General features: G+C 28.5%; 12 protein-coding genes and 2 tRNA genes. 7 read left to right on the top strand and 7 right to left on the bottom strand.

Annotated elements, in window-relative coordinates; all coding sequences use genetic code 11:
- The first annotated feature begins 55 nt into the window (after positions 1 to 55).
- Positions 56 to 256, top strand: coding sequence for a 50S ribosomal protein L33 (gene rpmG, locus MC061_RS02350; protein ID WP_259535744.1), 201 nt, complete (start codon positions 56 to 58; stop codon positions 254 to 256).
- Between the two features lie 128 nt (positions 257 to 384).
- Here the strand turns inward: rpmG and MC061_RS02345 are convergent.
- The 7 genes from MC061_RS02345 to MC061_RS02315 all read right to left on the bottom strand — a co-directional run bounded on the left by MC061_RS02345 (position 385) and on the right by MC061_RS02315 (position 7,286).
- Positions 385 to 457, bottom strand: a tRNA-Met gene (locus tag MC061_RS02345).
- Positions 457 to 1,749, bottom strand: coding sequence for an adenylosuccinate lyase (gene purB, locus MC061_RS02340; protein ID WP_259535742.1), 1,293 nt, complete (start codon positions 1,747 to 1,749; stop codon positions 457 to 459). The genes MC061_RS02345 and purB overlap by 1 nt, the downstream gene beginning before the upstream one ends.
- A 53-nt stretch (positions 1,750 to 1,802) precedes the next feature.
- Positions 1,803 to 2,312, bottom strand: coding sequence for a 50S ribosomal protein L9 (rplI, locus tag MC061_RS02335; protein ID WP_259535740.1), 510 nt, complete (start codon positions 2,310 to 2,312; stop codon positions 1,803 to 1,805).
- A 10-nt stretch (positions 2,313 to 2,322) separates the two neighbouring features.
- Positions 2,323 to 2,598 (bottom strand): 30S ribosomal protein S18, encoded by a 276-nt coding sequence (gene rpsR, locus MC061_RS02330; protein WP_259535738.1) that lies wholly within the window; start codon positions 2,596 to 2,598, stop codon positions 2,323 to 2,325.
- 8 nt (positions 2,599 to 2,606) lie between these two features.
- Positions 2,607 to 3,398, bottom strand: a complete 792-nt coding sequence (gene rpsF / locus MC061_RS02325) for a 30S ribosomal protein S6 (RefSeq protein ID WP_259535736.1) — start codon at positions 3,396 to 3,398, stop codon at positions 2,607 to 2,609.
- Between the two features lie 48 nt (positions 3,399 to 3,446).
- The gene (gene dnaE / locus MC061_RS02320; RefSeq protein WP_259535734.1) at positions 3,447 to 6,785 is read right to left on the bottom strand and encodes a DNA polymerase III subunit alpha; all 3,339 of its coding nucleotides are present in this window, start codon (positions 6,783 to 6,785) and stop codon (positions 3,447 to 3,449) included.
- A 429-nt stretch (positions 6,786 to 7,214) separates the two neighbouring features.
- Positions 7,215 to 7,286: transfer RNA gene (locus tag MC061_RS02315), tRNA-Gln, on the bottom strand.
- A 455-nt stretch (positions 7,287 to 7,741) separates the two neighbouring features.
- On the opposite strand from MC061_RS02315, the gene hflK reads away from it, so the two are divergent.
- The 6 genes from hflK to MC061_RS02285 all read left to right on the top strand — a co-directional run bounded on the left by hflK (position 7,742) and on the right by MC061_RS02285 (position 13,132).
- The gene (gene hflK / locus MC061_RS02310) at positions 7,742 to 8,788 is read left to right on the top strand and encodes an FtsH protease activity modulator HflK (RefSeq protein ID WP_259535732.1); all 1,047 of its coding nucleotides are present in this window, start codon (positions 7,742 to 7,744) and stop codon (positions 8,786 to 8,788) included.
- Between the two features lie 4 nt (positions 8,789 to 8,792).
- Positions 8,793 to 9,665 carry a protease modulator HflC gene (gene hflC / locus MC061_RS02305; RefSeq protein WP_259535729.1) on the top strand — a complete coding sequence of 291 codons (873 nt, stop codon included), beginning with the start codon at positions 8,793 to 8,795 and terminating at the stop codon, positions 9,663 to 9,665.
- A 2-nt stretch (positions 9,666 to 9,667) separates the two neighbouring features.
- Entirely contained in the window at positions 9,668 to 11,182 is a 1,515-nt protein-coding gene (locus MC061_RS02300; protein ID WP_259535727.1) for a Do family serine endopeptidase, read from the top strand.
- Positions 11,183 to 11,193: 11 nt separating this feature from the next.
- The gene (locus MC061_RS02295) at positions 11,194 to 11,724 is read left to right on the top strand and encodes a pyrimidine dimer DNA glycosylase/endonuclease V (RefSeq protein WP_259535725.1); all 531 of its coding nucleotides are present in this window, start codon (positions 11,194 to 11,196) and stop codon (positions 11,722 to 11,724) included.
- Between the two features lie 266 nt (positions 11,725 to 11,990).
- Positions 11,991 to 12,683 (top strand): isoprenoid biosynthesis glyoxalase ElbB, encoded by a 693-nt coding sequence (elbB, locus tag MC061_RS02290; RefSeq protein WP_259535723.1) that lies wholly within the window; start codon positions 11,991 to 11,993, stop codon positions 12,681 to 12,683.
- Positions 12,684 to 12,823: 140 nt separating this feature from the next.
- Entirely contained in the window at positions 12,824 to 13,132 is a 309-nt protein-coding gene (locus MC061_RS02285) for a hypothetical protein (protein WP_259535721.1), read from the top strand.
- Positions 13,133 to 13,165: the final 33 nt, after the last annotated feature.

The following is a 13,165-nucleotide window of genomic DNA, read 5'->3' as shown; positions in this document are numbered from 1 at the left end:
CTTATATGCTTTTAATATGTTAGATTACTCTATAAGAGTTTTTTAATAAAAAGTTATGGCCAAAAAAAGTACTTCTTTACTTGTAAAATTGGTTAGTACTGCAACTAAAATTACAAATGATGGTCATAAAAAACCTACAGGTTATTTTTATATAAAAAGACGCAATCCAAAAAGAGTGACTAATAAATTAGAAATGATAAAATACGATCCTATCGTTAGATATCATATATTATTCAAGGAAGAAAAACTTAAGTAGAATACATTTTAATAAAGAATATATATGTATGAATCTTGAATTAACATAATATATTTGAGAAATATAGATTTTCATTGCAATAGAGTGAATGCAAGACATTTCATTTTGAGTGTTTCTTTACAGAGAAGAGGCTGAGGAGGGACTTGAACCCCCGACTAAGAGATTATGATTCTCCTGCTCTACCAACTGAGCTACTCAGCCTAATTAAACACTTGATCGTAGATATAGTCTATATGTTGAGAATAATATTTTAAGTCAAATAAAGATTCAAGTGTTTCTAAATTAATAATTTTCAGTAGTAATTCATCTTGTTTGAGCGCAGTAAGAAAATCGATGTCATTTTGTTTCATTCTCATGACATTTCTCTGAACAATATGATACGCATCTTCTCTTGTTACATTTCTATTTATTAACTCAAGTAATATACGCTGAGAAAAAATTAACCCTTGTGATTTATTTACATTTTTTGTAATCATGACTTCATGAATGACTATCTTCTCTAATAAATCTATTAATCTCACTAAAGCAAAATCCATTGTAATACAAGCATCAGGAGCAATAACTCTCTCTACAGAAGAATGAGATATATCTCGTTCATGCCATAATGCAACATTTTCTAATGCAGGAAATACATAGCTTCTTATTAAACGTGATAGTCCTGTGAGATTCTCGCTGAGAATAGGATTGCATTTATGTGGCATTGCAGAACTGCCTTTTTGTCCAATTGCAAAATACTCAGATAGTTCCCCAATTTCAGTTTTTTGTAAATGACGTATTTCAATTGCAATATTTTCTATTGAACTTGCAAGTACAGCTAATACAGAAAAAAATATCGCATGTCTATCACGTGGGATTACTTGTGATGAAATAGTTTCAGGTACTAAACCCATTTTTTTTGCTACATATTGTTCAATAAATGGGTGAATATGAGTAAAATTACCTGTTGCACCTGAAATTTTACATGTCGAGATTTCTTTTTGAACATTTACTATTCTATAGTAATGTCTTTTAAATTCTGCATAAAATCTAGCAAATTTGATACCTAAAGTTATAGGTTCGGCATGAATCCCATGAGTGCGTGCAATACATATTATATATTTATAGTCTTCAGATTTCTTTCTAAGAATTTTTAGTAAATTTTTTATGTTAGTCAGTAAGATATCACATGATAATTTTAACTGGATTGCTAGACATGTATCTAATACATCAGAACTTGTCATACCATAGTGAAGATAACGCATATCAACGCCAGCTTTTTCAGAAACGTATGTCAAAAATGCTATTACATCATGTTTTACAATAGATTCAATATCTTTAATACGCTCAATATCAAATTCAATATTTGCAGTAAGGGCGTCAACAATATTATTTGGTATTAATCCCAGTTTTGCTTGAGCTTCACAAGCGATCTGTTCTATTGTCATCCAAATTCTGAATTTATTTTTTTCTTCCCAAATAGAAGTCATATCATCACGACTATAACGAGGAATCATTGTGATAATGAGGAATCATAATAAAATGTGCTGTAAATTTTTAATACTATCATTTATTTTTTTATTTTTGAATCTAACTGATTAGATAATTCATTTTGTATTATATTTTCTTTCTCTTTCTCTGATCTCACTATATGTACAGTCATTGGTACTATTACTTCACTATGTAATGTTATATTCACTGTATATTGACCTATAGATTTTATCTTGATTTTATTCAATAAAATATTTTGTGAATCTAATTGACAAATATGAGATAGTGATTTCACAATATCTCGTTTTGTAATAGTACCAAAAATCTTACCATCTTCTGATGCATGCCTTACTAATATTATAGATTGATTAATAAAAGAATTAGCCAATTCTTTTGCCAAATTTATTTTTTGTATATTTTCTGTTTCTAATAAGGTAATTTGTCTTTCTAATTTCGTTATATTATCATGAGATGCCCTAACAGCTTTTTTTTTTGGAAAGAGATAATTTCTTGCATATCCAGGTTTCACTTTGATAATTTGACCAATTATACCAAGTTTAGTTATATTTTCTTTTAAAATAATTAACATAAAATGTTCTCTAAATCTTTTTAGTGCAATATGGAAGAAGAGCCAAAAATCTTGCTCTTATAATAGCTATACGTAACTTTCTTTGTTTCTTTGCATATATCCCTGTCAACCTTCTAGGTAATATTCTACCATAGTCAGAAATAAATCTAGATAATAACTCAATATTCTTATAATCTATATCTCTATCTTGATATTGATCAAGAGGACATTCCTTAGAACGTTTTAATCCATTTCTATTATTTATAGATAAATAAGAATGATTTGAATTGTATTTTCTTCTTTTCATGAAATAGTCTATTCCTCCATTTGTTTTTTTACAATCATCCAAGATGAGCCTGTACACAATTTATCTATTTGTAGAGATAAGTATCGTATCACATGTTCATTTAATTTTAATTTCCTAATAAACTCATCCATAATATTAGCAGTAGCGCTAATATGCATCATGCAATAGTGACCACTTCTCATTTTATGAATTGGATATGCAAAATCTAATAGCCCCCAATATTCGTGTTTAATAACCCCTGACATTAATAAACTCTCTAAGAGAGATGTAAAGATTGGGTTTTTTGATGACAATGATGTGTGATTATCATTCTCTAAAATCTCTTGAAAAATCTTTATTATATTCTCTAGAAGATTTTCCTTCATATTATTTAATATATTCTTAATAAATTGCTCCTTAGTAATATTAAGACAATTTTTTGGTTCTTTAATAGCATGTATCCATGTAATGAGACTCTTGAGAGCACTATTATTTGCATCATTTGTTATTGCCTGATTTATCTTGAGTTTGACTGTTTCTAAATTTGTCAGATCATCTTCTAAGTCATTCCACAAGATTTTTGAGAAATGCTCTAAAAAATTAGAATATAAGGATAAACAATCTTGGATATCTTGAGCATATCTTTCTGATTCTTGTTTTGTGCAAGTATTTGTACTATTCATTACGATACGAAGAATGATCTGTAATATCGTATCTGTCTTAATATTTTTTAATACTAAAGATAGATCCTGTATCATCTCTTCTACTTCTTGCTGTAATAAAGCTTGATGCGATATAAAGGTAAATTCATAAAGATTCACTATATATTCCTTTGAGCTGAACGAAACCCTTAATGATACACAGATTTTTTATATAAGCAAGTAATTTGTATTGATTTCTATACTATGAATCCAATTTAAATTAGATATTTGATATATCACTTGAGGTGTCACCAAGTAAGAATCTATTAATAATATACTAATGTTATTTTTTTTAAACATGAGTTTCAGTATCACTTTAGTCTGCCCTTTCTCTTTGAGTAGTACATTTAGTGATTTAGATGCTGATTTTACATCTATATTTTTAGTAATTAATACTAATTCTTTTATCAAATGAGTAATTCTTGTTTGAAATTGATATATATTACGGCCTATAATCCTTGTTCTGCTTTCAGAATATTCATCCAGTACAATGATTACACATGTTCCTATTGTAAATAAATCTCTTTTTTCTTCTATAATATCATTATTATAAAATGTAATTTCATAAACATTATTAGGGTTAGATAACAATAAAATAACAAATCTTCCACGTTCTGAAGTTTTAATGCGTATATTTAATATTACACCTGCAATTTGAGATATCTTGTTTTGCGCAATAAATCCGATATTCAACTGATCTAAAATATCTTTAAATTTTGTAAGCGGATGATTTGTTAAATAGAATCCTAATGTAAATAATTCATATTCTAATTTTTCTTCTTCATTGAAATCTTCAATGCATTCCAATTGCGGTTTAAGAAGATCAAAATTATTAAACAAAGTTGATTGTTTTGATTCTGTATCACTTTTAGCTTTATTAAAAAAATGAACTAATACATCCATTGATTGATATAACTGCTTTCTATTATTATGAATACTATCATATATTCCTGATTTAATTAGGCTATCCAATGCTTTTTTATTGATAATATGACTTGTACTTTGAAGAAAATGCCATATATTCTGATAATCAGTAGTACGATTTTTTACTATTTCTGCTGCAATAGTAGAACCAACATTTCGTAATGCAGAAATACCATAACGAATACATTGCCCTTCTATTGAAAATACTTCCTGAGACTTGTTAATATCAGGCAATAAAAGAGTTACACCACTCAGTTTAGCATTATAATAAAAGAGATTTAATTTTTCTCTATCATGAATATTGAGATTCATAAGTGCAGTAAAGAATTCTAATGGATAATTAGCTTTTAAATAAGCAGTTTGATAGGAAATAATTGCATATGCTGCAGCATGAGATTTATTAAATCCATAACCAGCAAATTTTGCAACAAGATCAAAAATATAATTTGCCCTTTTATAGCTAACAGAATTTTTTTGTGCTCCTTCAATAAATAATGTACGTTGTTGATTCATATCTTCTTTTATTTTTTTACCCATAGCACGTCTTAATAAATCTGCTTGTCCTAGAGTATATCCAGAAAGAATTCTCGCAATTTCCATGACTTGTTCCTGATAAATTATTACTCCGAATGTCTCTTTTAATACACTCTCAAGTAATGGATGAATATAATCTGGTGCTTCATATCCATGTTTTCTTGCAATATACGTAGCAATATGATCCATAGGTCCTGGACGATATAGAGAAATTAAAGCTATGATATCTTCAATACAATCTGGTTGTAATTTTAATAGTACTTCTCTCATTCCTGAGCTTTCAAGCTGGAACACTCCTATTGAATCACCTTTTGAGAGCATTTGATATGATTTTTGATCATTTAAATGAATTGTAGAAAGATCAATTTTTTTATGATTTATCATAATTAATTGACATATATGTGCTATAAGCGTAAGAGTACCTAGTCCCAGAAAATCAAATTTAATTAGACCAGCTTTCTCAACATATTTCATACTATATTGCGTAATTGGTAAAGTAGAATTTTGATCATAGTATATAGGAACAAAATTTTCTAATTTTTGATCGCATATTACAATACCAGCAGCATGAGTGGAGATATGACGACAAATTCCCTCAAGTTTAAGTGCAATAGCAAGAAGTTTTGCGATTGTCTCATCGCTATCGCGTACTTTTTGTAGATTCTTATCAAACTCTATTGCTTGTGATAAAGTGACAGGAGTGATCGGATTAAATGGTATCATCTTCGAAATTTTGTCTACTTGAGCATAAGGTATTTGTAATACTCTACCAACATCACGTAGTACTGCGCGAGCTTGTAGTTTTCCAAAAGTAATTATTTGCGCTACATAACCATATTTTTTTTGTACATAATCAATCACTAGATCTCTTTTTTCTTGACAAAAATCAATATCAAAATCAGGCATTGATATACGATCAGGATTTAAAAATCTTTCAAAGATTAAACCAAATTTAATAGGATCAAGATCTGTAATCTGTAATACCCAAGCAATAATTGAGCCTGCTCCTGATCCTCTTCCTGGTCCTACTGGAATATCATGTGATTTACTCCATCTAATAAAATCCGACACTATTAAAAAATATCCAGAGTAGTGCATTTTAGTGACGATACTTAATTCATAATTTAATCTATCATAATATTGTTGTAGATTAATATTTTGTACTGTGGCAATTCGTGCTTTTAATCCTACAATTGCTTGCTCTTGTAATTCTTCATTCTCAGTTTTATTATCTCTACAAGGAAATCTAGGAAGAATAGGTTTCCTACTTCTAGGCATATAAGAACACCTTTGAGCGATTACTAGAGAATTATCAAGTGCCTCAGGTATATCACTAAATAATTGTTCCATTTCTACTACAGATTTGAAATAGTGTTCAGTAGTGAGTCTTTTGATCTTATTCTTAGTTTCATAGCTACTATTTGATATAGATGTTAAGATTTCATGTGCTTCATGATCAGATCTACTAATAAAATATACATTATTTGTTGCAACTAAAGGTATATTATGATCATATGCAAAATCTATGATAGATGCTTCTAATTCTAGTTCTTTAATCAAGCCATGACGCTGCAATTCAACATATATGTTATCATTGAATTCTGAGATGATAGTATTGAGCATATCTCGCTCACGTTGTAGTACACTGCCTAATATCCCGTCATGTCCAGCCGTTAAGATGATAATTCCAATTTTAAAATTTAATAATTCATTAAAATAGATATATGGAGTCTCATTATTATTTCTACGTTTTTTGAAAGATGCACTCACTAAGTGTACTAAATTAGTATATCCTTGTTCATTTTTTGCAATTAGTACTATAGAAAAAGTATGCGTGAAATATTTTATTATCATATCGCATCCTATGATAAGCTGTACTCCTTGACTAGCTGCATATTCTGCAAATTCTAATGCACCAAATAGATTGCCTGAATCTGTGATTCCCACTGCTGGCATTTGATTCTGTACACATGAATCTATAAGATTTTCAATTTTAACTGAACTCTCAAGAAGAGAGTAAACGCTATGAACACGTAAGTGTATAAACATAAAAGGAAAGATTTTTTAAAATAATAAGTTTGTATAGACAATATCTATTAAAATATCGATATTGCATAATACATCAAAATGACAAATCTTAATGTATTATATTTTAAGACTAAATATATGTATTACGATAAATATCTCTGATAATTCAATAAACTCTTAAAATCTATACATAGATAATTAATATCTAATATGTTATTAAAAAAATTAAAGTTTAAAGATCATCTTTTATATAATCTTTATCTGAAAACATTGTGAATATGCATTCATGATACAACTTTTTAATCAAAAATCAGATCTAAATTACGAGTATTTATAACAGATATTGGAGAATGCTCTTGAGATTTAAGAAGAGATCTAGAATCACCTCACAAATTAATAAATGATCATTTCTGCGTTGATTATTGAGTATATTTATTGATTATAGGGGGGCTGGGGTGGAAGGATTCGAACCTTCGTATGGCGGTATCAAAAACCGCTGCCTTACCACTTGGCTACACCCCAATAGAAAAAATCAATAGTAACATTATTCATCAAGTATTTTTGCATGTAAGTAATTCTGCATTCAATAATCTCATGTTTCTTTAAAGTTTTAAGTATGTTATCATGATATCGTTAATAGAACATTTACTGAATATCTTAATACTCACTAAATTAATACATATTTTCTTAATATTTGACAATTACTATATCTGATATCTTGATATTTAAAGTGAGCAATTTATTTTTGTAATGTATAGTATATTCAAATATATAGTTTCTCTTATTAATTATTTGATGATGATACAGTCATGTAATCAGTGACATATATTTTTTTACAAATACTTAATATTTTCATTTGATATGAACAGTCTTTATAAAGAAATAGCATTTATGATTAAAAAATTTAAAATTTGTACTTGCATTTATATAGTTAAAGAGTAGTATATTTAATAAATATTATACTATAAATTATAGTGATGTTTGATAACAATAATCCTTGGAATCTTGGCAGTAATAAATCTTCAGGTAATACAAGACATCAAGAGGATGATCTGATTAGTAAAACTTACTCTCAAATAAAAGATTTTTTTTATCGCTATAATCAAGATAACAATAGTAAAAAATCTTATTCAATTATCTTTATTATTGTGTTTTTGATTTATGTATGTACAGGTTTTTATATTGTTCATCCAAGCGAAGAGAGCATAGAATTAACTTTTGGAAAATACTTTGATACTAAAGCATCAGGTTTACGCTATCACTTTCCATATCCCATAGGTAAGATTTTTAAAGTAAATGTTAAGGAGATCAATAGAGAAGAAATTGGCATGAGTAATCTATACGGTAAGGATACAGATCGTGGAGAAGGAGTAATGCTTACAGGAGATGAAAATATAGTAAATGTAAATTTTGAAGTCCAATGGAGAGTACAAGATTCTCATAATTATTTATTTAAAGTCCGGGACTATATACCTGGTGCTAGTGTGAAAAATGCTGCTGAAAGTGCTATGAGAGAAATAATAGGGAAAAATATGATCTCTTTTGCATTAGAAGGTCAAGGAAGAGCTGAAATCTCTAGAGATACTAGACTATTATTACAACAAATTCTTGATGGATATCAAATGGGAATAGAGGTCTTATCTGTGCAAATGAAAAAAATAGATCCACCAGAAAAAGTCATTAGTTCTTTTAGAGATGTACAAAGTGCTCGTGCAGATAAAGAACGTACTATAAATGAAGCATATTCTTATAGCAATGATATCATTCCTAGAGCAAAAGGTGAGGCAATAAAAGTTAAATTAGATGCAGAAGCATACTATAATGAAATTATTAATGAAGCAAAAGGTACCACAAGTCATTTTCTATCTCTATATGAACAATATAAACAAAATCCTGCTTTAGTGAAAAATCTAATTTATCTTGAAACAATGGAAAGTATTTTTAGTAAGTTAGATAAAATGGTAATTACTGATGATCTAAAAGGCTTCTTTTCTTATTTACCCATAACCAATTTAGGGAATTAATCACATGAAAATAGGTATAAAAATTTTTTGCATTCCTATGCTACTTATTCTCTCAATCATATTATATAACTCAATCTTTATTCTAGAAGAAACACAACAAGCAATAGTGATTCAACTAGGTAAGGTTGTAAGAGATGTTAAGAAGAGTGGATTATATTTTAAATTTCCATTTATCAATACTGTAGAATTTCTTGATAAGAGAATTCTAGATTTAAGTCCTGATAAAACTCCCAGAGAGGTCATTACTGCAGATCAAAAACGGATTATCGTAGATGCATATGTAAAATACAGAATAGTCAACTCTGTCACTTTTTATCAATCTGTAAGACATGAATCAGGATTAGTAAGAAGATTATATCCAATCATTGAGGCTCATATTAGAGAAAATATAGGTAGATTTTCTTTGATAAGTTTATTAAATGAAAAAAGATCAGAAGTTATGCACTTAATCCAACGTGGAGTATACTATGAAGCTGAAAAATTTGGAATAGAAATCATAGACGTAAGAATTAAAAGAGCTGATTTACCAGAAGAAAATAGTTCTGCAATATTTTTACGAATGCAAACCGAACGAGAAAAAGAAGCAAAAGAAATTAGAGCAGAAGGAGAACAAGCAGGACAAGAAATTAGATCTAAAGCAGATAAATTAAAGAGAGATATTATTTCTAATGCGGTTAAAGAATCACATGAAATCAGAGGCCTTGGTTATGCACAAGCAACTTTTATTTGCAGTGAAGCATTTAAACTAGATCAAGAATTTTTTAACTTTTATCGTTCTATGAATGCTTATACTAAGTCATTTGTTGAAAATAACACAAAATTACTACTTTCACGCAATAATTGTTTCTTAGATATTTTCAATAAGGGTTGGAAATAATTATGTACAGTAAGATATTAATATTTTTATCAGTATTTGTATCTTATTTTATATCTTCTACATCAGATTGCAGTATTGTGCAAGTTATGTTACAAGAACAAGCAATATTACAAGATGAGAATATCAGAAAATCTGCTAATTGTAATTATTGTAATCAAGGATTTGCTGATCTAGTAGAAGAGCTTATGCCTGGAGTAGTGAATATTTCATGTGAGCACATTATCAAGCAGGACAGTAGCTCTAAATCTAGAGTACCCTTTATTCCAAGGAATAATTTTTTTGATGATTTTAGAGAATTCTTCGAAAATCTTGATCCATTTTTTTTTGATAGAAATTCTAATATTAGTAAAGAAATTATTATGCTAGGTTCTGGCTTTATTATAGATAAAAGCGGTACCATAGTCACAAATTATCATGTGATTCAAAATGCTCAAGATATCACAGTTACTATAAATGATAATTCATATTTTAAAGCAGAAGTTTTAGGATTTGATGTTAAAACTGATCTCGCAGTACTCAAAATACAAGCTGATAGAGATTTATCATTTGTAACATTTGGAAATTCTGATAAAGCAAGAGTGGGTGATCCTGTAATTGCAATAGGCAATCCATTTGGTTTGGGTAGTTCAGTCAGTACAGGTATTATCTCTGCAATATCCAGAGATATTAGTATTGGTGCTATGAATGAGTTTATTCAAACTGATGCTGCAATTAATAGAGGTAACTCGGGAGGTCCATTATTTGATCTAAATGGTAAAATTATAGGTATCAATACTGCAATATATTCTCCATCTGAGTCTGGAGGAAATGTAGGAATAGGATTTGCGATACCATCTAATTTAGCGATATCGATAATTGATAAATTAAAATATGGTCAAATTATCAAGCATGGTTGGCTTGGTGTGCATGTACAACCTATTACAAAAGAATTTGCTGAATCTTTAGGTGTACAAGATATAAAAGGTGCATTAGTTGCAAGTATAGTTCGAGATAGTCCAGCAGAAAAAAGTGGCATTAAAGTAGGAGATATATTATTAGAATTTGATGGTAAAAAAATTGATAGAATGACACAATTACCTCAAATAGTCTCAAGAGTAAGACCTGGAAAAAAGGTACAAATAGTACTATTAAGAAAAGGTAAAGTAATAATCGTTAAAACACATATTGGAGAATGTCCTCTTGATGAACAAACCTCTAATCAGGTAGACAATAAATCAACATCACAGGATTTAATGGGGTTAACTGTAACAAATCTACCTAAAAAATATACAGATAATAATGATTCTGCGCCCTTACATGGAGTAATCGTAACGCATGTAGATAGTAATAATACTACTTTACGCAGTATTAAAAAAGGCGATGTCATTATACAAGTAGATGGTATTGATATATATGATGTTAAAAGTTTTCAAAATAACATTAATACATTAATCAATAAAGATAACAAAAAAGTCATTATGTTACTGATATATCGTAATGGTGATCAGTTTTTTTCTTCAATACAGTTTAAGAAATAATAAAAAATTCAATGAATATCTTTATATTAGATACACATCCAGTGTTTGCAGCAGAAATGCTATGTGATAAACATATAGTAAAAATGACATTAGAGACTGCTCAATTATTAAGTAATGTTTATCACATAGCATTAAAAGGTACAAATCCTTTTGTGAGTATGATGGAATATGATATACAAATTGTACCACTATATAAATTGACTCATGCACATCACCCATGTTCTATATGGACGCAACATTCACAAAAAAACTTTGAGTGGTTGCTACATCATGGTATAGCTCTATATAAAGAATATTTTTTAAGATATAAAAAAATTCATAAATCACAAAAGGTGATTGATTGGTGTGTTAATCATAAGAGCATGATAAGATTTCAAATGCTTGATATGCAAGAATTTATTCAGGCAATTCCTGAGCAATATAAATGCCTTAATCCTGTAGATGGATATAGAAAATATTACTTGAAAGAGAAAATGAGATTTGCTAAATGGGAACATAGTCGCAAAGTACCAGAGTGGATAATATGTGCAAGTAACAAGTAATAAAATTGAAGATCCAGTGATCATGCTTTCTTGTTTTTAAGATGAATTTTCTTTATTAACATCTATTTAAAAGACAAAATATCATTTGTAGTTAATGATATTTTTATTCTTACATCATCACTATCATTCTATATCAAGAAAGTCATTAATATCCCTTACTGGATATAGTATTATATCATTAAGTGATGTTTTTACTACAATACTGCTTTTCAAATATAGAATTTATACTAAAATATCTAGATTATATACAATAAAGGTACCTTAGTATGAGTGATAAGAAACTAAAAGCAGCTGTGGTATTATCAGGGTGTGGTTATCTTGACGGTTCAGAAATAAGAGAATCTGCATTTGCTCTTCTTGTTCTAGATCAACATGAAGTATCCATCAAATGTTTCGCACCAGATATTAATATTACACAAGTAATAAATCATAAAACAAAATTACCAGTCATAGAAGAGACAAGAAATGTACTTGTAGAGTCAGCGAGAATTGCAAGAGGTGAGATATATAACTTACAAGAAGCTAAAGCAGAAGATTTTGATATATTAATATTACCTGGTGGCCATGGAGTAATCAGTAATCTCTCTAACTTATCTGAGATAAGAGAAAAAGTGACAGTAATACCTGAATTTGCAAGATTAGTACTAGAATTTTTTGCCGCTAAAAAACCAATAGGTACAATATGTATTTCTCCAACAGTTATTGTTGCTATTTTAAATTCTAAAGTCAATCAAGAAAATCAGATTAAAGTTACAATAGGAGACGACACAGAACATTTAGTCAATAAACTTGGAGGAAAACATATAAAATGTGATACACAATTATCAATAGAAGATGAAAGATATAATATCTTTTCTTGTTCTGCGTATATGCGAAGCGACGAGAGTATTTACTCTGTATATCAGGGCATAAAACATATGATTGATAGTATAGTAAAAAAAATAATAAAAAAGAGCTAAATATATAAATATTATCATAGTCATTAGAATAACTTATTCATTAACAGCATAAAAACTATTGAGTTTTCTGTTTCTCAATGTAATATATTAATATATTCTATATAAAAATATCTTTCATTATTTAATATATGGTGTTTTATATGACAGATCTTTTCTATATTGAAGGTATATATTGTGTACACGATCAGTGTGATACTTATACAGGAGAAGTAGGATTTAATGATCTAATATCAGGTAAGTTTGTTTTAAATGCTGTAAATGGCAAAGAAGTAGAAGTCAATCTAGATATTATCACATTTAATATCAAAATTGCTATTGATAATCATAATGGAGAAACTATCAATAGAGAAATTGAAGGAATTGAATATAAATCTCAAGATGATGGATCTTGGTCTATCAATAAAGATTTTGGTAGTGATAAATTCGCAATTATCATTAGACCATCATAATAACACAAGATAAAGTATATATTAAATAATATG

The sequence above is a fragment of the Wolbachia endosymbiont of Howardula sp. genome (assembly GCF_025021925.1).
Taxonomy (GTDB): Bacteria; Pseudomonadota; Alphaproteobacteria; order Rickettsiales; family Anaplasmataceae; genus Wolbachia.
This window is presented reverse-complemented; position numbering and strand designations above follow the sequence as displayed.

Coding starts and splice junctions, on each gene's coding strand:
- hflK (WP_259535732.1), top strand. CDS start 7,742: ATGTTTGATAACAATAATCCTTGGAATCTTGGCAGTAATAAATCTTCA.
- rpmG (WP_259535744.1), top strand. CDS start 56: ATGGCCAAAAAAAGTACTTCTTTACTTGTAAAATTGGTTAGTACTGCA.
- elbB (WP_259535723.1), top strand. CDS start 11,991: ATGAGTGATAAGAAACTAAAAGCAGCTGTGGTATTATCAGGGTGTGGT.
- MC061_RS02295 (WP_259535725.1), top strand. CDS start 11,194: ATGAATATCTTTATATTAGATACACATCCAGTGTTTGCAGCAGAAATG.
- MC061_RS02300 (WP_259535727.1), top strand. CDS start 9,668: ATGTACAGTAAGATATTAATATTTTTATCAGTATTTGTATCTTATTTT.
- hflC (WP_259535729.1), top strand. CDS start 8,793: ATGAAAATAGGTATAAAAATTTTTTGCATTCCTATGCTACTTATTCTC.
- MC061_RS02285 (WP_259535721.1), top strand. CDS start 12,824: ATGACAGATCTTTTCTATATTGAAGGTATATATTGTGTACACGATCAG.
- dnaE (WP_259535734.1), bottom strand. CDS start 6,785: ATGTTTATACACTTACGTGTTCATAGCGTTTACTCTCTTCTTGAGAGT.
- rplI (WP_259535740.1), bottom strand. CDS start 2,312: ATGTTAATTATTTTAAAAGAAAATATAACTAAACTTGGTATAATTGGT.
- rpsR (WP_259535738.1), bottom strand. CDS start 2,598: ATGAAAAGAAGAAAATACAATTCAAATCATTCTTATTTATCTATAAAT.
- purB (WP_259535742.1), bottom strand. CDS start 1,749: ATGATTCCTCGTTATAGTCGTGATGATATGACTTCTATTTGGGAAGAA.